Below are 21,466 nucleotides of genomic sequence, written 5' to 3'. Positions count from 1 at the left end.
AAGGTTTGCACGATTTAATTTATTGAGATCATTACGGTCAAAAATTTAATTTCAGAAATCAGAAACATCTATCTTTCACTTGATTTGATATTCTTATAAGTTCATAGGATATTGCTGAAGACTTTCACGGAAATTAAGGATTTTTATTGAAATATCGAGGATGCGAAATTCCAGAACTTCTTTCCTATTTATATTTATTATATTGTTATGGAAAATGAATTCTCTCTATGGAATGCCATATAAGAAATCAAAGAAAATTTGGATTAAAATTGAAAATTTTATTTTTATGGTACTCCGAGTTTTCGTGACCCTGATTTATTTTGAAATTTTTCTCCACACAAACAGAGCAACCACTGCAACTACTACGGCGGCAACAACCCCAATTTCTATGTAAGACATGGTCGTCGAAACTGCTAATTTTGAAAACTTTATTTCGATGGTTGTATTTTTTCCGCTTATTGTAATGTTACCTGATTTATTCCCTGTTGTATATCCACTTACAGGACGCAGAGAATATGTGTAGGTTCCATTGGGCAGATAGAGAGAAATGCTTGAACCAGTGACATTATGGGTCAATCCATTTAATGTTACTTCCCAGGTTGTTCCATTGGAAAGACCTGTTTCACTGAAAGTGACCTTGTATGTCAGTTGTATGAATTCTATGTAAACAGAGACTTCTTTTCCGTAAACATTCACAGGGCCGGCCTTATTCCTGATGGAATATCCATTTATGGAATTTACATTATAATTGTAACTACCGTTAGGTAAAGTCAGAGATATCTCAGAACCAGTGACAGTGTAAGAGGAGCCATTTATTATGAAAGACCATGATATTCCTGACCCAAGTCCTGTTTCAATGAAGTTAACAGGATAATTGACAGATGAGAATTTTATCTGGACTGTTTCTACGGAGTTTACAGATATGTTTCCCCCAATCGAAGTAAATTTTTTATCTGCTGTCCCTACAGTATACGAATAGTTTCCTCCTATTAGATTCACCGAATATATGGAACCAGATATCAATGCCCCGGAAGATTTAATGCCCGTAATGTTAAGATACCATGTTTCATTGGCTGGTAATCCACTTTCTTCAAAGGTGACATTATATCCCTTGGTCACAGCATAGGAGTGGAATATGCTTTCATCCCCATTATGATTTAAACCAAATATGGATTGATTTGTTGGACTGAATTCTATATTAGACTGTGGTTCCGATGTTAAAAGAGACATTTTCACCTGTCCATTGTCTGTATTTATTATGGTAATATTTCCAGTACATGCAAATAATGATGTACTTTCACTGGAAACATAGAGATACCCATTTAATGGATCAAAGTAACCTCCCAAAACCTCACCAGGTATAGTCGGGCCACTGCAGAACTTTGATGAAGTTGCATTAAAGATCAGATTGGTATTATTTATCTCATTGCTCACAATAAATTTGCCCTGCTGACCATAAGCAACCAGTAAATCTGTGCAATAATATTTTGGAGCTGCATAAAAAGCCTTCTGACCACTGGAAAGATTCAGGACATCGATGCCAGTACCATTTGCGATGAGCAGATCCTGCCTGTAGATGGTTGGTAAAAGCAGAATGGAATATCCGGAAATTGAATTCTGTGGACACAGTCCTGTGTAGTTATGCTCTGTAAGAATTTCACCTGTGTTTGAAAGGATAAATGAAGTGCCATTATCAGAATTCGTATTATTAAAGCCGAATATGTATATGTCCCTGGAATTTGTTGATTGAGTTATTGCAAAGTCGCTACCTTTTAAAGAAGGAAGTGTAATATTTTTTATTATGGAAAGAGTCTGCGCATCTATTATGGTAAGATTTCCTGTACCCCTGTTACTAACATACAGATATCCATTTTGGTGGTCATAGTATCCACAAGCCGGGAAAGAATTTGATCCAAGGGTTATATTTTTCATGTAAACTCCACTGGATATGTTATAAGGAACAATAACTCCAAGGCATTGAATTATTGAGAAAATTACATTGGTTGAACTGTCAAGAACGAGAGAAGACGGATTGGCTCCGCCAGTTAATATATTATTGTAACCGTTGTTCATCTCTCTCAGTGAGGGGTTGAATGATTTCAATGGATCCAGCAGAGATTGATTTGCTGGGCTATCATATATTACCCTGTATATTCGATTTTGGCCATTGACAAGGACCCTTGTATAATTAGGTAATGGTACATACATATTGGCTGTTTCCTTAAAGTCTACTGTGTATGTTCCATTTTGCAGTGGAATTGTGAGTGATGTTTTATTGGTTTCATAAGTTGTAAAATTTGTTGAATTTGTAAATATATTAAAACTCCACTGAGTGCCATCAGGAAGCCCACTCTCAAGGAAAGTGGTATCTGTCTTTGCAACCGTGAAGGAGATGTTCACAATTATGTTCTGATTTGCCACTGTGAATGTCCCCATATTGCTCGTTGCCTGATAGCCACTCTGATCTGAGTATACTGTGTAGTTATAGACACCATTTGGAAGTAACATACTAACCTGTGATAGAGTGGTCTCACCATTGTTTCCAAGTGCGCTGAACACATTTAGAATGTCGTAACTCCACGGACTACAACTGGGTAGTCCCTCTTCATTCAAATCCACATTATGCAATATAAAGGAATAGGGTAGATTTCTCCCCTGAGGTGTTAGGTTAAATTCCATTATGTACCTAAAATTATTCACCGCGGGGAAATCGTTACTTTGAAAACCCAGTGTTATGTTCAACCCTTTTCTACTTCCCATATTTAGACATATTGACGATGAGTTTTGATAGATGTTATTTACTGTACCTCTTGTATACGTGTCGTTTATGAATCCAGTTCCAAAAATATTGTATGCATTTGTGTCAATGGATTTTGAGTAGTTATATTCAAACGGTCCAGAACTGTTATATACCGTTAATCCAAGTCCATTGGTTTGGTTCTCTGCCCATCCAGAGGTCATAACTGGATAGGTGTAATCTAAGCCATTTCCTCCGAAACCTACGCCACCAAGATCGTAGGAAGTACTACCATTGGTCTTAGGGCTGTTCATTATTCCGTAAGCCTCAACGCAGGAAGGATATCCGTATTGACTTCGTGAGGTTATATAGGAGTTTGAAGCTGTGAAGGTTATTCCATTATCTACTTTGTAATTGTTATTTTCGTATAACCACTTACTTGTATTCAGTTTTGTACCTGCAAAGTTATCATAAAAATTGAATATATGAGCGCCGTCGTCGTATAATCCGTATACATTTGTGAGCTGTGGTGCCTCACCAATGGAATAATTATTCAGTATATTTGTACCAATTGTGGCGTAATCCATATAGATTTGCATGTAATCGTGCGCAGGTATACTCTGATTTATTCTTAACCAATAGGATGTGTTGAAGGCCTGGTTACTATTTCCAGATTGAAGCCACGATGGTACTAGATTAATTCCACCTGTCATGAAAAATACATTAGAAAGATTTGGATTCTCGTAGGGATATCTGGAGCTGTTTACAATTATGTGTTCCACAAAATTGGGGGGAGTTGGACTTGACATATTATTTATTATGTAAAATGTAGTTATGGTCCCATAGTTAAAGGACACATTATTGTGAACAAGAATCTTTCAATCATTTGATTGCGGTTCCAGAAAGGCAAATCCTGCAAGAAGCATACAAGAGCATAGCACTATGGCTATTGCTCCTTGAAATTTTTTTACCATGTTTATATACAAATAGTAAAGATTTAACTCTTATGTGTCAAATTTAGTGACAATTTATTTATCTATACATATTTGTGAAAAAAGCTTTAAGTGTTACCAATACTCAGAAATTTCAGGTTTAAACCTGAACCAAAATTTCACTATTCTTCATATTATCTAACAAGCCAAGTCACCTTTTTGAGAATTGGAATTACTTATTCAATTTACCATACTTTTGCATATATGGTTTTTACCATAGATCCATAAAAATTTTATTTTTTGAGTTTCAGTGCAAACAGTTAGTGCTTGAAAGAAGTCTCATATATTGCATTCAAACTCCCCTGTTATATTACATACTTTCCTTTTTATACCTATGCAGTTCCCGATGAAAGCAGGAAGAACTAAGGAATAAAGGAAAATCAGAAATACTCATTATTATAGAATAATTGTCTGGAATGAACAGATAGAAGTGATGAGAGAAGGTCAAAAGAGATTTGTTTAAGGAAAGGAAATAATATTAAGATGAGATAAAATGAAAAAGAATGAAGATATGTTAAAATTTCAAAACAGGATCAATACTATAATTTTAGGCGATTCGATAGAAATTATGAAACAACTCCCAGACGAGAGCATTGATCTTATTTTTGCAGATCCTCCCTATAATTTACAATTGGAGAAGGAATTGTACAGGCCTAACGAAACCAGAGTAAATGGTGTGAATGAAGAGTGGGACAGATTTAAATCCTTTGAGGATTATGATAATTTCACAAGAGATTGGTTGAAGGAGTGCAAAAGAATTCTGAAAAAAAATGGCGCCATCTGGGTTATTGGTACATATCACAATATTTTCAGGATAGGAAAAATAATGCAGGATTTGGGTTACTGGATATTAAACGATGTAGTATGGATTAAAACAAACCCTATGCCAAATTTTAAGGGGACCAGATTTAACAATGCGCAGGAAACTTTAATTTGGGCCTCTAAGGATAAAGAGTCAAAGTATACCTTTAATTATAAAACTATGAAAACATATAACGACGATTTACAAATGAGAAGTGATTGGTATATTCCAATATGCCAGGGAGCAGAAAGAATCAAGGTTGACGGACAAAAGGCCCATCCTACCCAAAAACCGGAAGCTTTGCTTTACAGGATTATTACGGCAACTTCAAAGCCGGATGATATTATTTTAGATCCCTTTGCAGGAACTGGAACAACACTGGTCGTCGCTAAAAAATTGGGAAGAAAATTTGTAGGAATTGAAAGGGAGCCATCGTATATTGAACTTGTCAGGATAAGATTAGAGAGTACAAATTCATATGAGAGAAATTTATTGGACAATCCCTTAGAGATTAAAAATAAAAGATTGCCATTCGGTAGTTTGATTGAAAGGGGGTATGTTAGAGCAGGGGAATACTTATATTCGGAAAATGGAGAGCACAGAGCCTTAATTTTAGCAAATGGGACATTATCCTATGAGAATATAAAAGGTTCGATCCACAGAGTAAGTGCATACATATTAAACAAGCAAGCCAATAATGGATGGACTTTCTGGTATGTTAAAAGAGATAACAGGTATGTAAGTATAAACGATTTAAGGAAGAAATCATTAAATGAAATATGATTGCCATTCATGAAATGGAAAAAAGAAATAAATATTAGAATCAAGATTTAATAAATAATTAGCGTAGAGGTAAAAATAACTTTTTACCGGTTGAAAGAATGGGATGAACCCCCCATAAATACCTAGAAAAAACATGGAAACAATTTAGACGTGGTATACATCAATTAATAAATCCAATAATTGTTGGAGGAAATGCCTTATATTCCCCATATTTAAATGGGGCTGACCGGATTCGAACCGGTGACCTCCCGGTTATCAGCCGGGTGCTCCAACCATGCTAAGCTACAGCCCCAATACCAAGTGCATTTTTCATAAAGTAATAAAAGTTTCGAAATAATGCACTCTTATCCTTAATTGAAATTAAACCTACGTTTTACTAAGCATATAAAAAGAGATAATTTAGTATATATTGAAAAAATATAACCTCAGTGACTTTAAGGCCGGATTATGTTAAGGTTAAACTCCCAGGTGGAGAGAACTTCACACAGATAAATCATCTTTTGAGGGAATCCTCTCTTCATACAGTTTGTGAGGAGGCCAGATGCCCGAATCTCTCCGAATGCTGGGAATCCGGAACCGCAACATTTATGATCCTTGGAAAAAACTGTTCAAGAGGGTGCAGGTTTTGTTCAGTCACCCATGGAGGAATGGAACCTTTGGATCCAGAAGAACCAAGAAAAGTAAAGGATTCTGTAAGGACTATGGGTCTGAAATATGCCGTGATAACGTCCGTTGACAGAGATGATCTTCCTGATCAGGGCGCAAACCATTATGCTCAAACCATTAGTGAGATAAAGTCGCTTAATGTTCTCGTTGAGGCCTTGATACCTGATTTTCAGGGTAGAAAGGATCTTCTGGACATTGTTCTGGAATCCAGGCCGGACGTTCTAGCCCATAATGTGGAGACCGTGAGGAGATTGTCACCAAAAATAAGAGACGCAAGGGCAGGATATGATCAGTCCCTAAATGTTCTCAGATATGCAAAGGATAGATTCCCTGAGTTAACCACAAAATCATCCGTAATGCTAGGGCATGGTGAGAGAGATGATGAAGTTTTGGAAACGATGGATGACCTCAGGGGAGTGGGGGTTGATATATTGACCATAGGTCAGTATTTGAGGCCTTCCAAGAAGCAGATAGAAGTTTTTGAATACTCCCCAATGGAGAGATTCAAAAGGTTAGAAAAAGAGGCATACAAAAGAGGATTCAGATTCGTGGCCTCTGGTCCTCTGGTAAGAACCTCATACAGAGCATTTGAGGGCTGGGCCATGAGAAATATTACGCTAAATGAGAGGTGAGTAGGTTATGGATGAAAAAGAGATGTTTGTAAATGCGTACAAGACCATGGTTCTAGCAAGAACTTTGGACAGGAAGATTGTAACAGCTCAGAGACAGGGAAGAGTGGGTTTTTATACACCTACTATGGGACAGGAAGCCCTCCAGGTTGGAATGTCAATGGCACTGGAGAAGGATGACCTAATCTATGAGTACTACAGGGATGTGCCCTTTATGCTCCATAGAGGAGTTCCAATTGATACCCTGATAGATCAGATAATGGGCAACAGCATGGATAATGAAAAGGGGAGGCAGATGCCATCCCATTACAGTGCAAAGGATTATAATTTCATGTCGGTTCAAAGTCCAGTCGCAACAAACCTTCCACTTGCAGTGGGAGCAGCATATGCGACAAAATATAGAAAAAAGAAAAATATAGTTGTGACAACCTTTGGAGATGGATCTACATCAACGCCAGATTTCCACGCAGCCATGAACCTGGCAGCTGTTTTTGATCTGCCGGTTGTTTTCCTGTGTGAAAATAATAAATGGGCAATATCCCTGCCTGTTGAAAAACAGACAAAGGTTGAGATTTGGAAGAAGGCAGAGGCCTATGGAATGAAGGGTGTAAAGGTTGATGGAAACGATCTCTTTGCAATGTATGAAGTTGCAAAAGCAGAGGTTGAAAGAACAAGGACCTCTGGAGAGCCTGTGCTTATTGAAGCAGTAAGTTACAGAATGGGTCCACACTCTACATCAGACGATCCCTCTAAATACAGAACAGATACAATAAAGGAAGGCTCTGAAGGTGATCCTATTGTGATAGCAGAGAAAAAAATGAAGGAAAAAGGATACCTGAATGACGAGGAGATTGAGAAGATAAAGAATGATGCCAAGGAGCTTGTGGACAGAAAGTTTGAGGAAAGAGAGAAGGTGGCACCCCCCTCTCCTGAAACAATGTTCCAGGATGTATATGAAAAGGCAACATGGATTATAGAAGAAGAGAAGGGTGAGATACTATGAGTTCAAAGCAAATGAATATGGTTCAGGCCATAAATGCAACGCTTGATTCTTTTATGGCAAAGGACGATTCTGTGATTCTCCTTGGAGAAGATATCGGAAAAGACGGTGGTGTGTTTAGAGTAACAGAAGGCCTTCAGGCAAAATATGGAACAGAAAGGGTAATTGATACACCTCTTGTGGAGCTTGGTATTGTGGGAATGGCAATTGGTATGGCAGTGAGTGGGTTAAGGCCAGTTCCAGAAATACAGTTCCAGGATTTCATATTCACAGCCTTTGATCAGCTGGTAAATCAGGCTGCAAAGATGAGATACAGAAGTGGTGGTAGCTATACAGTACCTATGGTTCTGAGAACTCCATATGGAGGGGGGATAAAGGGGGGTCTATACCATTCCCAGAGTGGAGAGGCGTACTTTGCCCACACTGCAGGTCTTACAGTCATCTCCCCATCAAATCCCTATGATGCAAAGGGTCTGCTGTCATCCAGTCTCAAGGCCAATGATCCCATAATATTTCTCGAACCAAAGAGACTGTACAGGAGTATAAAGTCAGATGTGCCTGATGAGGACTATGAAATTCCGATTGGAAAAGCTTCCCTAATCCACGAAGGTGATGATTTGACATTCATAACATACGGTTCAATGGTTCCACTGGTTGTGAATACAGTTTCCAAAAATAACCTCAATGCAGATGTGATTGATCTCAGAACAATTATGCCCTATGATGGTGAAACCATACTGAATTCGGTCAAAAAAACCGGGAAGGTGATAATAGTACACGAGGCACCAAGAACTCTTGGTATGGGTGCTGAATTATCCGCCTTTATATCAGAAAGGGCAATCGATTATCTCATGGGCCCAATTCTCAGAGTTACAGGACCAGATACACCTTTTCCGTACAGGTTGGAGGATTATTATATGCCAAATGAGACAAGAATTTTAAAGGCTGTTAAAAAATTGCAGGAGTTCAGGTGATAGAAATGTTTAAATTTAAGTTACCAGATATTGGAGAAGGTGTCACAGAAGGAGAAATAATAAAATGGCTGGTAAAGGAGGGTGACACTGTCAAAAAAGATCAGGAAATGGTTGAAATAATGACCGATAAGGTTAACATAAGTATACCTTCTCCGGTCGAAGGAAAAGTTACAAAGATACTCTTTCAGGAAGGCAACGTAGTGCAGGTAGGAAAAGAAATAATAGAAATAGACGATGGGCAGGATCATCCTGAAGCAGGGCCTTCGGAAGTGAAATCCGATGAAAAGCCAGGAAATGAAACTGCTCCGGGGTCTGTTGAGGAAAAAAGCATATCTGGAAGTGATAAAAAAATGACAGAAAATGGAGATGAAAGGAGGATTCTTGCCTCACCAACAATAAGAAGAATAGCAAAGGAAAGAGGAATAGATCTCGATTTGGTAAAACCAACAGGGCCAAATGGCAGGGTTACCATTGAAGACCTTGACAGAACCGAGAGAGAACTCAAGGAGGCAGAAGAACTCAAAAAATCAGGAGTCGCTGCCACAAAGGCCGTGGAGCCACAGAAGACTATTGCAGAAAAGCCAAAGGAACCTGCGGTTCAAACAGAGGCAGTGAAAGAGGCCGCTCCAGTTAAGGATGTTAAAACAGACGAAAAACCGCCAGAAGTCCTTAGTCCTCAAGTCACGAAGGAAAATGCCGATAAAATAAAGTCTGTAGAGGGGGACCAGGTATTTGAACCAAGGGGCTTAAGAAGACTTATATTTGAGAAAATGACAAAATCAAAGCAACTAATGCCACATTTTATGGTCGCTGAAACTGTAGATATCACCCAGATAGTCTCCAAAATGAATGAACTTAAGGATAAGGGATCAAAGGTTACCCTTACACCATTCTTTGTAAAGGCTGTTGCAGTGGCATTATCCGAATTTCCTAAATTTAATGCCCATTACGATGAGGCAGGGAAGAAATATATATTTAAAAAGAACATAAATATTGGAGTTGCAATTGATACGCCCGATGGACTCACAGTCGCCGTTATAAAAAATGCCATTGACAAATCTGTAGTTCAAATATCGGATGAAATTTCAGAACTGGCAAGAAAAGCAAGGGAAAACAAGCTTACCTTACAGGATGTTCAGGATTCCACCTTCACTCTAACAAATGTTGGGACCATTGGGGGAATTATATCCACACCAATAATCAACTATCCGGAGGTTGCTATACTCGCTGTACACAGAATGCTTAACGAATCAGATGGAACCAATTCAAAAAACATAATGTATATATCCCTGTCATGTGATCACAGACTGATAGATGGGGCTGATGCAGCCAGATTCATAATCAAAGTAAAAGGATATCTTCAAGACCCCATATCATTCCTCATAAGGTGAGAAAAAAGTGAAGTACGATGCTATCGTAATAGGTGGAGGGCCAGGCGGATACGCCACGGCAATTAGACTGGGTCAAAGAGGTAAAAGTGTGCTTCTCGTAGAGAAGAACAAAATTGGAGGAGAGTGCCTTAACTATGGATGCATTCCTTCAAAAGCACTTATTGAGATGGCAAACGATCTTGGATATTTGAAGAGCCTTCCAGGAGTGAGAATTAGTTATAATATAGATATGTCCCAATGGCAGAACTGGAAATGGACAATGATTAACAGACTGGTATCAGGTGTTGAAACCTTATGCAGAGTCTATGGTGTAAGAATCATTGCTGGAGAAGCTTTTATAGAAGACAAACAGCACGTTAGAGTTGGTTCTGAAGTTCATCAGTGCGACAATCTTGTGATCGCTACCGGTTCATCACCTGTACAGATTCCAACATTTAAGGATGTTTTATACAACAGGGAAATACTGGATCTGAAGACAATCCCAAAAGATCTTATAATAATAGGCGGAGGATATATAGGAGTTGAACTAGGTACGGCCTTTGCCAAACTTGGATCACAGGTAACATTAATTGAAATGCTACCCAACATACTTTCTGGAATTGATCCTGAACTTGTGAAGCCAGTGGAGAGGAGGATGAAGGAACTGGGTGTAAGAGTAATGCTTTCTGCTAAGGTGGCGTCAGTTGAAAGGAGAGACAGATACTATGTCAGGATGGAATCTGGAGCAAATCTTTCTGCAGATGCAGTTCTTGTTACCGTAGGCAGAAAACCAAATACCGAAGGATTTGGCCTTGAAAACCTCAAACTTGAAATGGACGGACAATTCATAAAGACTAACAACAGAAAGATGACAAGCGAAACAGGAGTATATGCAGTGGGCGATGTATCTGGAGGTCCAATGCTTGCCCATAAGGCCTTTTATGAGGGAGAGGTTGTAGCAGAAAACATAGCAGGAAAGAAAGCAACCCTCGATTATTATGCAATGCCGATCGTAGTATTTTCAGATCCTGAAATAGCATACACAGGTGAAAAGGGAGAAAAATCAACCAGGTATCCACTCGCAGCAAATGGAAGGAGTCAGGGCTTAAACAGCTCCCAGGGTTTCTATTCAATTTATTATAATGCAGACGGTACAATTACGGGAGCAGGTATTGCAGCTCCACACGCCTCAGAAATGATATCTGAGCTTTCCCTGTCAGTCGAGGCTGGTCTCAATGTACAGGATATCGGTGCCACAATACATCCACACCCCACAATTTCAGAGGGAATAGAGGAATCTGCTCAGATTGCATATGATAAACCACTTCACTTCAAGCCAATTTCTTGATCTGGGCGAAATGCCCTTCGAAAGGGCATTAATTATTCAAAGAGAGATCCACTCCTTAAGAGTCAGGGATGTTATACCTGACACATTTATTTTTGTTGAGCACAACCCAGGTGTTTATACCATAGGCAGGAATTCTAAGAAGGAAAATTTTCCAGGAATAGAAGCTATCGAGATAGAAAGGGGAGGTGATGTAACTTATCACGGCCCAGGCCAGCTCGTAATGTATCCTATCGTGCGTGTCTTTTATTCCTATAACAGCATGGATATACCACTATTTGTTAAAAGAATGGAAGATATTGTTATACGTGCCCTTGAAAGGATGAATTTTAAAACTCATTTTGGTGATGAGCCCGGTATATGGGTTTACAACTCGCCGGAGGGAGACAGGAAAGTATGTTCCGTTGGTATGAAGATCAGGGATGGAGTTTCATTCCACGGCATTTCCGTGAATTATTCAAAAACATGCCTTGAAGGATTTATGAAGATTCACCCCTGTGGTCTTGATCCCAATGTCATGGGGTACCTGGGCATATCAAAAGAGATGTTAAAGGAAAACCTTATAAAAAGCATAGGAGAAGTTTACCCGGAACTTACAATAACATCCCTTGAAAGAATGAGAGAAAAATGGGATTAATCCAACTCTGATGTTCTGTTAAGTGTTGCTCCTCCTATGAGGCCCCCAAGTCCAGGAACTACAACACCCTCAACAATTAGCCCTATCAATGCCTTGACTGGATTTGAACCGGTAATTGCTGCCCTTGTCTCTGTGTATACCTTAACTATAACATTGGTTAAATAAAAATTTCCGGTGTATGATGTTATTGTCGTTATTGTGCTTGGATTTACATAATAGGAAATTTCAATAAGTGCAATTGTTAGAATCAGGCCCCCTATTAGTCCAGCAGCAAAGCCCGGTAGCTTACCCTTTGCAACCAGGCCCCCAAAAAAACCTGATATTAACCAGCCGATTCCAAAAGAAGGCCCCATGAAAATGAGTGAAATAAAGGTTGCAAATATTCCAACCCCGATGCTCCCATTGCTCCTTTGTTCAGCGAATAATCTTCTCGCCATATAGGATTAATCAAACGTCCATATATTAATCTTTTTTGATTTGAGAAGAAGTACCTTATTATAAGGCATTATTTGATAAAATAATACTAATTAACTCTTCCGTTATTTTGAGGTATGATTCCAAGAGTACTGACTGTTGCCGGCTCCGATTCAGGTGGAGGGGCAGGCATTCAGGCAGATATAAAAACAATAACCTCATTGAAGGCCTTCGCAACCTCGGTGATCGTAGCACTTACGGCACAGAACAGCACTGAAGTTCTGGACATAGTTCCCATTTCACCATCATTTATTGAAAAGCAGATGGATGCAGTTCTGTCAGATATTGGTACGGACAGTGCAAAGACAGGGATGCTTTACTCTTCAAACATAATAGGATCAGTTGCAGGAAAGTTTACTGAATACGGAGTAAAGCATATTGTGATTGATCCAGTGATGATATCCAAATCAGGTGCTGTGTTATTGAGAGAAGAAGCGATTGAAGCCCTTAAAAAGAGGCTGTTTCCAATTGCTGAACTGATCACACCAAATATTCCTGAAGCTGAAAAGATTTCAGGCATTTCCATTAAAAATAAGGAGCAAATGATAAGGGCCGCAGAAATAATTAGTGATATGAACGGTACAGATGTACTTGTAAAGGGCGGTCACTCAGAAGACCAAAAATCGACCGATATTCTATACACAGATTCAAAGGTTATTGAAATCCATGGAAGAAGAATAGATACAAAAAATACCCATGGAACTGGAGACACATACTCTTCCGCCATAGCTACAAATCTTGCCTTTGGGAACAATCTTGAAAACTCTGTAAAAAAGGCAAAGGAATACCTTCAGGGGGCAATTGAGCATTCTTTCCCAATGGGAAGAGGCTATGGACCACTGTGCCATTTCTGGAATTTAAAAGAGGAGTGAAATGAAAATCTACAGCAAATTTGATGAAAGCCTGCTTGGGGAAGCTGAAGGATCAGAAAATGATCCAATTTCAGACAAAGAGAGTATAATAAATCCACTGAAAATTGGAAGATTAATATCAGAAGGTCTCAGAGATATTAGAAAAAACAGGGATATGATGAATGTATACAGCCATGAGACGGGAAAGACCATAATATCATGCAAGCAGGAGATAGATACAACCCTGTTGTTTCTGGAGATCAGTGGCCTCAGGAAAATATATGAAAAGTACGGGGAAAGATCGGTTAGTTCAAGGTCATTCATCAAGGATACCGCAACATTTCTGGACGAAGGAATTCCCATTTTCTCAATGACAAACCAGATCCTCAGAAACCTGATGGAAGGAAGGGCAAATGTCATATGCCACAGTGAGAATGCCCCATTAACTACAATGTACCTTGTGCAGCAGATCACAGACATTTATGATGCGTCAAATTCTATTTTCTATCACCTTATTGGTGAAAGGGGAATAAATGAGAAACTGAACATTAATGTGGATAAGGCATACATATGGGGCAGTGACTATAAAATCAGAGAACTAGAGAGACTCATGAACAGGAGGGTAAATGAGAGAAAAACCTCAAATTATCCTGTTATAGTGAGAAATTACAGCAGTATTTCTTCAGCCCTGGATAGAATTATGAATATGTCTCTAAATTCAATTTCAAACAATGGGTTAAGAGGACAGATTTACCTAGTACAGGACAAGGATTTTGTCTTTTTCAGGAACAGGGTCACTGAGCTGTTAAAGCGAACCGCAGATGAATATTACGGACCGGAATCATCGGTGAATTATTTCTCATCTAAGAGTCACGCAGAGAATACCAGGAAGAGAGTGGCTTCTCTCCTTGGAACGGGATGGGATTACTTGGAAGATCTCCCTGAGACCGTTCACGTTCTTGCTGATCAGTACGGAGATATACCCGAGAAAATAGAGATGTTAGATGGCCCTGTGATTGAGATAATGCACTATTCATCCCTTATGGACTGCGCGAAACGTATAGAAAGAATGGATTTTGGAGATCGAATAAACATTTTCGGTGACTCCATGAACGATCTGGAGTTTCTCAGGGAATTCTTTGGCGCAAGAAAAATGGTAATTAATGGAAAATCTACCAATGAAATGATGACCGATTTTATTGCTTAATCAGTCTTTCTCATTCTTTTAATGATTTCATCGGCAAATTCTGAACATTTCAGTGCCTTTATGTTCATTATTCTTGCCAGATCCTGTGTTACCTTCTGGTCCCTATAGCACTCTGTAACAGCCGAATCCAGTATCTGGGCAGCTTCATGCCATCCCATATGATCGAGCATCATTACTCCGGAAAGTATCAGGGACGTTGGGTTTGCAATATCCATTCCTGCGTATTTTGGAGCAGTTCCATGAACAGCCTCAAATATTGCATATATGTCTCCAATGTTTGCACCAGGAGCTATACCTATACCACCTACCTGAGCCGCTATGGCATCAGAAAGGAAATCCCCAATTAAGTTGGGGGTTGCAATCACATCATATTCCGCTGTTCTCGTCAGGACCTGCTGGAACATATTGTCAGCAATTCTGTCCTTCATGACGATCTTTCCTGAGAAGGCATCCGGATTCTGTAAGTATTCCTCCTCTTTCACTGTCTGTTCCCCAAACTCATTGCTGGCGACCTCATAACCCCAGTCCTTAAATGCCCCTTCTGTGTATTTCATAATGTTTCCCTTATGAACAAGAGTAACACTTCTTCTCTTATTGGCAATTGCAAATTCTATAGCCTTTCTGACAAGCCTCTGACTCTTAAATCTGCTGATTGGCTTAATACCTATGCCTGTATCGTCAGTAAGTTCAATATTGAACTGGGAATTAAGAAAACTCCTTACCTTTTTTGCCTCTTCAGAATCGTATTTCCACTCTATTCCAGCATACAGATCTTCCGTATTCTCTCTGAATACGACCATGTTCATGTTTTCCGGATGTGTAACAGGGGACGGAACTCCCGGGAAATATTTAACAGGACGAACATTGGCGTACAGATCGAAATGCTGTCTCAATGTTACATTAAGACTCCTGAAACCCTTTCCGATAGGTGTCGTTAAGGGCCCCTTAATGGAAATTACACATTTCGCCAGCTGATCAAGGCTCTGCTGTGGAAGATGCTTTCCCGTCTTTTCGTAGGCTTCTTCACCGGCCTGAATCTTCTCCCATTCAATTGATTTAGATCCATTGTATGCAACTTCAATGGATGCATTTACCACCTTAATCATGGCGCTTGTAATATCCGGGCCAATACCGTCACCTTCTATGTATCCTATGGTTGGTTTTTCTGGAATTTTCAGTTTTCCATTTTCAACTGTTATATATGACATATAATCCATGATGCCTATTTCAATGAAAACCTTTAGTATGGTTTATTTTCCCATGCATCATTTAATATCTTTAATATATTTCATCTACGAACAGCAGGGTATGCAATATTTTCCATAAAGAGAATTCTTTTCACAGATCACATTGATCCGTGGAGATATTTGGAATATGACGAAACAGTTCTGCAAAATTCTTCCCTTAATAAGCAATCTCACACACTGCCGTCAAAAATAAGTAAAAAATCTAATAATTAAATTTTTTTGATTGCTGTGAAATCAAAATCATCGATTTTGTGTATTCCCCGATTCATCATTTCATTCATTTCCTCTATAAATTCCGATTTCACAATGGAATCCCCTCTAAAATACCCGGTAGCGATCTGGAATGTTGCAGAAACTATTGAATTACCATCCTTATCTCCATATATGGTAAACTGAAACATGAAGGAATCCTTTGAAGAATTTATTCCTCTGTAAATGACAGATTCATCTGTTTCCTCTATCCTGAATTCATACACATTGGTTCTTGACATCCCAAATCTTTTCCATACAAAAGTCACTTTGTATTTGCCATCATCCAATGATTCAACAGATGAAATTACATTTCCATGTTCCATAACGGTCTTTGGTGATCTCAGAATTTCCCTGCATTCCTTTGTATTTGCATTAACCTTTTTTTTGGTCCTATATTCAATCAACGAACCACCGAAGTAAATATGTGGATCAGCGTGTAAATCTTACACCATATATGTTAGGGATAGAGTTAAAAAATAGGAATAGTATAAATTCTTTCCTTTAAGACGAACCTCCAGACGAGGATAATTATTTTCAGCAAATATACCAATGCATTGAAGAAAAATGGCATAAAAATAAATAAAGTTAAAAAGAATGCAATTCCCTTGAAATGTTCAATTAATGATAAATGGAATGCTTTTAAAGATCATTGAAAACAGGCACAAAAGGGTGCTTGTTCTAAATATTTTGGCACCTTTCATTTCATCATCCCTATCAGATTCAAAAGAATTAGAATCATTCTAATTTTTATAGAAAATAAAACCTAATTAATAGCTGAAAGAAATACCAATGAAAATACATGAGAGATCTTGTTCTTGGTTTGCAGTTTGGTGACGAGGGGAAAGGAAAGATAACTGATTTTATATCACAGGAAAATTCTGTGTTAATAAGGTATAATGGGGGAACAAATGCAGGTCACACTGTAGTCACAAAAAAGGGAAAATTCAAGTTTCACCTCCTTCCTGCAGGATCTCTGAAGGCATCCAGCATAGTTCTGGGAAACGGAATGGTAATAGAACCTGAGGCACTTGTTAAGGAGATTGGAGACGTGCTTGCAGAGAATCCAAATCTCAAAATTTTTATAAGCTCCTCAGCCCACGTTGTAACGAAGCTCCATAAATATATGGATGGAGCGCAGGAAAAAATGAGAGGGGACATGAAGATTGGAACAACATCTCACGGTATAGGTCCCACATACGAGGAGAAGTATTCAAGAAATGGAATCAGAGTGGAAGATCTTGGAAAAAGGGAAATTATACTTAAAAAGTTAAAATTTATCAGGGATTTAAGAAGTTCTGAACTGGTAAATTCACCCTTTACTGATGAAGAACTTGAGAGGATGGCAGATGATCTCCACGAAAAATGGGATTATTTCAAAAGTTTTGTAACAAGAACTGAATACTACCTGTTTAATGCCGTAAATACAAATCAACACATGGTGTTCGAGGGTGGCCATGGAACAATGCTGGACATTGATTTTGGTACCTATCCCTATGTAACTTCATCAAACACAATTTCAGGTTCACTTCATACAGGTTCAGGCATCTCTCTGAGGAAAATTGACAGGATCATAGGTGTTGTCAAGGCCTATACCTCCAGAGTGGGTGAAGGGCCATTTCCAACAGAACTCTATGGAGACGAAGCTGACAGGCTTAGGGAGGCGGGTGGAGAATACGGAACTACCACTGGGAGACCTCGAAGGGTTGGCTGGCTGGACATACCACTTGTAAATTACGCTGCAACACTTAACGATGTTGATGAAATAGCAATAACAAAGCTTGATGTATTGGGAGAATTCAAAAATATTAAGATATGCACCTCCTATGGAAAAAATATTAAGGAACCAATAAACGCACTCTTGGGAAAGGAAAAGGCTGTTCCTGAGTATATTGAGATGGATAGCTGGGGAAAGTTGAACGAGAGTGAGATTGAGGAAATAGTTAGAAAAGGTTATGAATCAGTTCCGGAAGAGATGAAAAGATACATCACCACCGTTGAAAAACTTACCGGAAAGCCTGTAAAGATAGTGTCCATAGGGCAAATAAGGGAAAGCACAATTGTAAGAAAATAAGTACCAAATATATTAGGTATTGATTAAAAGTATAACAAAGACATGAATGAATCATGTCATTTTTAAAAAATTTTCTTTCAGATTCAGATCAGTTGATGCTTCTGCTAGGAAACGAGGCTATAGCACGAGGAGCCATTGAGGCAGGTGTGGGTTTTGCAGCAACATATCCTGGAACTCCTTCAAGCGAAGTCGGAGAAATTCTTATGAAGGCGGCTCCAAGTACAGGAATGTACTTTCAATATTCAATTAACGAAAAGGTGGCCTATGAAATGGCCTATGGGGCATCCCTGTCTGGAAAGAGAAGTTTTGTATTCATGAAGCACGTGGGACTGAATGTAGCATCTGATCCATTTGTCACATCCCTCTATACAGGTATAGGAGCAGGAATGGTTGTTATGACTGCGGATGACCCATCAATGTTTTCCTCACAGAATGAACAGGACAACAGAAGATATGGTGATCTTGCCCATGCCCCAATAATTGAGCCATCTGACCCCCAGGAGGCAAAGGACTTTATCAAAATAGCCTTCGAATTGAGTGAAAAATATTCAATTCCTGTTATGTTGAGGACAACAACAAGGGTAAGCCACATGAGGGCACCTGTCCATCTTGGCAGGATTGGAAAGATAATTAATAATGAACTTAATATTAAGGCAGAAAGATCAAGATACAGCTCCGTTCCTTCAAATGCCAGAAAACTTAAGCCCCAGCTTACCCACAAAATGGACCTTATCTCCCATGATAATAACTTTGATTCCTTAAACAGGAGTGAAAGAAGCGAAGGAAGTACCTTTGGCATAATCACTTCTGGTGCGTCCTACAATTATGTTAAGGATGCACTTTCCCACGCAGGAATAGAGGCAAACATATTAAAACTTGGAATGACCAACCCGATTCCTATTGAGATAACTGAAAAATTTATGAGAGACAATCCAAGAATTCTTGTGGTGGAAGAACTGGATCCATATCTGGAGACAAAAATACGTGCTTTCAACGATAACCTTGGTGGCATATCAAAGATCACAGGAAAGCTTGATCAGATCCTCCCCTGGTCACTTGAATTCTCAGAGGGCATTGTGATGAAGAGTATATTCAAAATGGCAGGAGTCCAGTCAACTGTCAATGATGGGGAAAGCAAGGGCACTCCACCGGAATTCTGCCCGGGATGCCCACACAGATCATCATTCTTCTCCATAAAGAGGGCCCTGAGGATGGCAGGGAAGAGTGATATCATTCTTTCATCAGATATTGGATGCTATTCCCTGTCCTATTACGATCCCTATGAGATGGCAGATATAATTTTGGATATGGGTGCATCAATATCCGTGGGTGCAGGGATAAGCATTGCTTCAGGTAAAAAAACTGTTGCCTTCATTGGCGATTCAACGTTCTTCCATTCCGGTATACCTGCAATCATAAATGCACGTAGGTCCAATGCAGACATGCTCATCTTCATTCTGGACAACTCCACAACAGCAATGACTGGCCAGGAACCAACTCCGGAATTTCCTTTCTCAATTGGAGAGGAAAAATTCAATGGGACAAGTATGGAATCTATCCTATCCGGAATAGGCATTGATTATTCCACTGTGGACGCCTTCGACGAAGGAATGATAATAAAGGAAACCATAAATTCAGTGAGGCAACCCGGACTGAAGGTCATAATTGTAAGAGGCCCATGTGCACTTCTTCCTCATAAGAAAAAATCCTATTATGAGGTATCGCCAGAAGAATGCTCAGGATGCATGAACTGTGTTGACAATTTCCATTGCCCCGCCATAACAAAGGATGGCAATGTGGCAAAAATTGATCCATATGAGTGCGACGGATGTGGAGCCTGCTCTGAGGTATATGTCTGTCCTGTAAAGGCTATACACGAGGTGAAACTATGACATCCTACAGAATTCTGGGTAGAGGAGGACAGGGAGTCATCACTCTGGGAAAGGTTCTGACACAGGCCATAATATATTCCGGAGAAAATGGAATCATGTCGGAAATACACGGACTTTCACAGAGGGGTGGAGGAGTTGTTACAGATGTTAAGTCGGGAAATTCTTACTCTCCCTTGATAATGTCGGGCACAGCTGATTACATTCTTTCAATGGATCTCGATGAAGCTTTCTCAAATAAAGGCTCATTGAAAAGTGAGGGTATCTGTATTTCAGTTTCCTATGAGGAATATGATCACGAGGAGGAGAAAATTGATGGACTGGAATGCATTAAAATCAATCCCTCTAGAATTGCTCCGGATATGGACAGACGTTCTCATAATATGTTTTTACTCGGAGTCTTCAGTGCCATTGACCCATTTCCAAAACCAGAAAATATTATGAGGGCAATTTCAGAGGTATTCTCAGAGAAGATTGCACCGGGCAATATGGATTCATTCAATAAGGGAAGAGATTACTATAGAAGTATTCTTGCTGGCACCAGTGCAGAGTCAGATTGATTTCACCTCATTTCCATTGTCAACTATATTGATTCCTTCCTTCAGTCTCGAAATATAAATACCGGCGAACATCAGTATGATTCCGATTATGAAAAGTATGTTTGGTATGGCCATACTTACAAAGGCCTGAAGAACAGTTGTGAAAATTGGCACTGAAAAGGCCATTACTGTTACCTTATTGACCGTAGAGAGTTTTATCATGTAGTTCCATGCAATAAAGGAAAAGGCTCCACCGAAGGTTGCCATCCAGACAAGGTCCACAAGGAAAGTGTTTGTGTAGGTAAAGGAGAAATCCAGTGGAGAAAGTAATAACATAATGGCAGCTCCAACAAGGAACTGAACGCTGTTAATTGATACAGGATCCATGTCCTTCATCTTTCTGTAATACACTGTGAAGGAAGCCCAAAAGAACGCATTTACAATAGTGAGGATCATTCCTAATTCTGTAAATCCCCCAAGCAATGGGATTCCGTAAACACATATACCTGCAAAACCAACTATTATACCAAGTGTCTCGAAAAGGGATGGTTTTTCCCTTACCACAAGGAAGGCTATGGGAAGGGAAAAAAGGGGCATTGAATAACTCAGAACGGAAGACTGTGCCGGAGAAACGTACACTAAGCCGTAAACCCAGAATATAGTGCTGGTTGTGGTCAGTGCAGATAGAACAAGTATATCTTTGTTCAATTGAATCTTCCTGGAAAATGGCATTAGTATGGCGCCGGAAATGGCATACCTTATGGCCATAAAAAACATGGGTGAGGAAAAGGCAAGACCGCTTTTGGCAAAGAAATATGATGGGGAGGTCATCAGGACATAGGCAATTAAAAACTTAAGTTCTTTCATCGAGTTTGCGAGTTATGGATATGGGATTATTTACCTTTTTCATGGTAATTTACATTACCCTATTGTTCTAACTTGCGAAATAAACATGAGTTGTTTGAGTAAAATTTGAAATGATTTATTTCAAATCTGAAAAC

The 21,466-nt window shown here is 39.2% G+C and carries 17 protein-coding genes and 1 tRNA gene; 12 read left to right on the top strand and 6 right to left on the bottom strand.

The window, feature by feature from the left end; all coding sequences use genetic code 11:
- Nucleotides 1-315 precede the first annotated feature (315 nt).
- A complete protein-coding gene (locus ACNF42_RS00985) occupies nucleotides 316-3,594 on the bottom strand; it encodes a YncE family protein (RefSeq protein WP_443337905.1) in 3,279 nt (1,092 codons plus the stop codon).
- Between the two features lie 628 nt (nucleotides 3,595-4,222).
- Between ACNF42_RS00985 and ACNF42_RS00980 the strand changes: the two genes are divergently transcribed.
- Nucleotides 4,223-5,314: a site-specific DNA-methyltransferase gene (locus ACNF42_RS00980; RefSeq protein ID WP_443337902.1), complete on the top strand. Its 1,092-nt coding sequence runs from the start codon at nucleotides 4,223-4,225 to the stop codon at nucleotides 5,312-5,314.
- A gap of 217 nt (nucleotides 5,315-5,531) precedes the next feature.
- Here ACNF42_RS00980 and ACNF42_RS00975 read toward each other — a convergent pair.
- Nucleotides 5,532-5,606, bottom strand: a tRNA-Ile gene (locus ACNF42_RS00975).
- Nucleotides 5,607-5,742: 136 nt separating this feature from the next.
- Here ACNF42_RS00975 and lipA point away from each other — a divergent pair.
- The 6 genes from lipA to lipB are packed head-to-tail and all read left to right on the top strand — an operon-like array spanning nucleotide 5,743 to nucleotide 11,935.
- A complete protein-coding gene (lipA, locus tag ACNF42_RS00970) occupies nucleotides 5,743-6,612 on the top strand; it encodes a lipoyl synthase (protein ID WP_443337900.1) in 870 nt (289 codons plus the stop codon).
- A gap of 7 nt (nucleotides 6,613-6,619) precedes the next feature.
- On the top strand, nucleotides 6,620-7,612 hold the full coding sequence (locus ACNF42_RS00965; RefSeq protein ID WP_443337898.1) for a thiamine pyrophosphate-dependent dehydrogenase E1 component subunit alpha: 993 nt from the start codon (nucleotides 6,620-6,622) through the stop codon (nucleotides 7,610-7,612).
- The gene (locus tag ACNF42_RS00960) at nucleotides 7,609-8,583 is read left to right on the top strand and encodes an alpha-ketoacid dehydrogenase subunit beta (protein ID WP_443337895.1); all 975 of its coding nucleotides are present in this window, start codon (nucleotides 7,609-7,611) and stop codon (nucleotides 8,581-8,583) included. The genes ACNF42_RS00965 and ACNF42_RS00960 overlap by 4 nt, the downstream gene beginning before the upstream one ends.
- A 5-nt stretch (nucleotides 8,584-8,588) precedes the next feature.
- The gene (locus tag ACNF42_RS00955; protein ID WP_443337893.1) at nucleotides 8,589-9,974 is read left to right on the top strand and encodes a dihydrolipoamide acetyltransferase family protein; all 1,386 of its coding nucleotides are present in this window, start codon (nucleotides 8,589-8,591) and stop codon (nucleotides 9,972-9,974) included.
- A gap of 7 nt (nucleotides 9,975-9,981) precedes the next feature.
- Complete coding sequence (gene lpdA / locus ACNF42_RS00950; protein WP_443337891.1) at nucleotides 9,982-11,301, top strand: dihydrolipoyl dehydrogenase; 1,320 nt, start codon at nucleotides 9,982-9,984, stop codon at nucleotides 11,299-11,301.
- On the top strand, nucleotides 11,267-11,935 hold the full coding sequence (lipB, locus tag ACNF42_RS00945) for a lipoyl(octanoyl) transferase LipB (RefSeq protein ID WP_443337948.1): 669 nt from the start codon (nucleotides 11,267-11,269) through the stop codon (nucleotides 11,933-11,935). The genes lpdA and lipB overlap by 35 nt, the downstream gene beginning before the upstream one ends.
- Here lipB and ACNF42_RS00940 read toward each other — a convergent pair.
- Complete coding sequence (locus ACNF42_RS00940; RefSeq protein WP_443337889.1) at nucleotides 11,932-12,372, bottom strand: hypothetical protein; 441 nt, start codon at nucleotides 12,370-12,372, stop codon at nucleotides 11,932-11,934. The two genes, lipB and ACNF42_RS00940, sit on opposite strands and share 4 nt — an antisense overlap.
- Nucleotides 12,373-12,486: 114 nt before the next feature.
- Between ACNF42_RS00940 and thiD the strand changes: the two genes are divergently transcribed.
- A complete protein-coding gene (thiD, locus tag ACNF42_RS00935) occupies nucleotides 12,487-13,281 on the top strand; it encodes a bifunctional hydroxymethylpyrimidine kinase/phosphomethylpyrimidine kinase (protein WP_443337887.1) in 795 nt (264 codons plus the stop codon).
- A gap of 1 nt (nucleotide 13,282) precedes the next feature.
- Nucleotides 13,283-14,467: a hypothetical protein gene (locus ACNF42_RS00930; RefSeq protein WP_443337884.1), complete on the top strand. Its 1,185-nt coding sequence runs from the start codon at nucleotides 13,283-13,285 to the stop codon at nucleotides 14,465-14,467.
- Here the strand turns inward: ACNF42_RS00930 and icd are convergent.
- The gene (gene icd, locus ACNF42_RS00925) at nucleotides 14,464-15,675 is read right to left on the bottom strand and encodes an isocitrate dehydrogenase (NADP(+)) (RefSeq protein ID WP_443337882.1); all 1,212 of its coding nucleotides are present in this window, start codon (nucleotides 15,673-15,675) and stop codon (nucleotides 14,464-14,466) included. The two genes, ACNF42_RS00930 and icd, sit on opposite strands and share 4 nt — an antisense overlap.
- A 248-nt stretch (nucleotides 15,676-15,923) precedes the next feature.
- Nucleotides 15,924-16,370 (bottom strand): hypothetical protein, encoded by a 447-nt coding sequence (locus ACNF42_RS00920; protein WP_443337880.1) that lies wholly within the window; start codon nucleotides 16,368-16,370, stop codon nucleotides 15,924-15,926.
- A 395-nt stretch (nucleotides 16,371-16,765) separates the two neighbouring features.
- On the opposite strand from ACNF42_RS00920, the gene ACNF42_RS00915 reads away from it, so the two are divergent.
- The 3 genes from ACNF42_RS00915 to ACNF42_RS00905 are packed head-to-tail and all read left to right on the top strand — an operon-like array spanning nucleotide 16,766 to nucleotide 20,486.
- On the top strand, nucleotides 16,766-18,037 hold the full coding sequence (locus ACNF42_RS00915; protein ID WP_443337878.1) for an adenylosuccinate synthase: 1,272 nt from the start codon (nucleotides 16,766-16,768) through the stop codon (nucleotides 18,035-18,037).
- A 53-nt stretch (nucleotides 18,038-18,090) separates the two neighbouring features.
- Nucleotides 18,091-19,929, top strand: coding sequence for a thiamine pyrophosphate-dependent enzyme (locus tag ACNF42_RS00910; protein WP_443337876.1), 1,839 nt, complete (start codon nucleotides 18,091-18,093; stop codon nucleotides 19,927-19,929).
- A complete protein-coding gene (locus ACNF42_RS00905) occupies nucleotides 19,926-20,486 on the top strand; it encodes a 2-oxoacid:acceptor oxidoreductase family protein (RefSeq protein ID WP_443337874.1) in 561 nt (186 codons plus the stop codon). Before ACNF42_RS00910 ends, ACNF42_RS00905 begins: the two co-directional genes overlap by 4 nt.
- Here ACNF42_RS00905 and ACNF42_RS00900 read toward each other — a convergent pair.
- Nucleotides 20,478-21,332, bottom strand: a complete 855-nt coding sequence (locus ACNF42_RS00900; RefSeq protein ID WP_443337872.1) for a DMT family transporter — start codon at nucleotides 21,330-21,332, stop codon at nucleotides 20,478-20,480. The genes ACNF42_RS00905 and ACNF42_RS00900 overlap by 9 nt on opposite strands.
- Between the last annotated feature and the right edge of the window lie 134 nt (nucleotides 21,333-21,466).

Origin of the sequence: Cuniculiplasma thermophilum, from assembly GCF_052315355.1 — an archaeon.
Taxonomy (GTDB): Archaea; Thermoplasmatota; Thermoplasmata; order Thermoplasmatales; family Thermoplasmataceae; genus Cuniculiplasma.
This window is presented reverse-complemented; position numbering and strand designations above follow the sequence as displayed.

Excerpts from the sequence above, each read along its gene's own strand:
- ACNF42_RS00980 (WP_443337902.1), top strand. The coding sequence starts at position 4,223 with ATGAAAAAGAATGAAGATATGTTAAAATTTCAAAACAGGATCAATACT.
- ACNF42_RS00965 (WP_443337898.1), top strand. The coding sequence starts at position 6,620 with ATGGATGAAAAAGAGATGTTTGTAAATGCGTACAAGACCATGGTTCTA.
- ACNF42_RS00960 (WP_443337895.1), top strand. The coding sequence starts at position 7,609 with ATGAGTTCAAAGCAAATGAATATGGTTCAGGCCATAAATGCAACGCTT.
- ACNF42_RS00955 (WP_443337893.1), top strand. The coding sequence starts at position 8,589 with ATGTTTAAATTTAAGTTACCAGATATTGGAGAAGGTGTCACAGAAGGA.
- lipB (WP_443337948.1), top strand. The coding sequence starts at position 11,267 with ATGATAAACCACTTCACTTCAAGCCAATTTCTTGATCTGGGCGAAATG.
- ACNF42_RS00940 (WP_443337889.1), bottom strand. The coding sequence starts at position 12,372 with ATGGCGAGAAGATTATTCGCTGAACAAAGGAGCAATGGGAGCATCGGG.
- thiD (WP_443337887.1), top strand. The coding sequence starts at position 12,487 with ATGATTCCAAGAGTACTGACTGTTGCCGGCTCCGATTCAGGTGGAGGG.
- ACNF42_RS00930 (WP_443337884.1), top strand. The coding sequence starts at position 13,283 with ATGAAAATCTACAGCAAATTTGATGAAAGCCTGCTTGGGGAAGCTGAA.
- icd (WP_443337882.1), bottom strand. The coding sequence starts at position 15,675 with ATGTCATATATAACAGTTGAAAATGGAAAACTGAAAATTCCAGAAAAA.
- ACNF42_RS00915 (WP_443337878.1), top strand. The coding sequence starts at position 16,766 with ATGAGAGATCTTGTTCTTGGTTTGCAGTTTGGTGACGAGGGGAAAGGA.
- ACNF42_RS00910 (WP_443337876.1), top strand. The coding sequence starts at position 18,091 with ATGTCATTTTTAAAAAATTTTCTTTCAGATTCAGATCAGTTGATGCTT.
- ACNF42_RS00905 (WP_443337874.1), top strand. The coding sequence starts at position 19,926 with ATGACATCCTACAGAATTCTGGGTAGAGGAGGACAGGGAGTCATCACT.
- ACNF42_RS00900 (WP_443337872.1), bottom strand. The coding sequence starts at position 21,332 with ATGAAAGAACTTAAGTTTTTAATTGCCTATGTCCTGATGACCTCCCCA.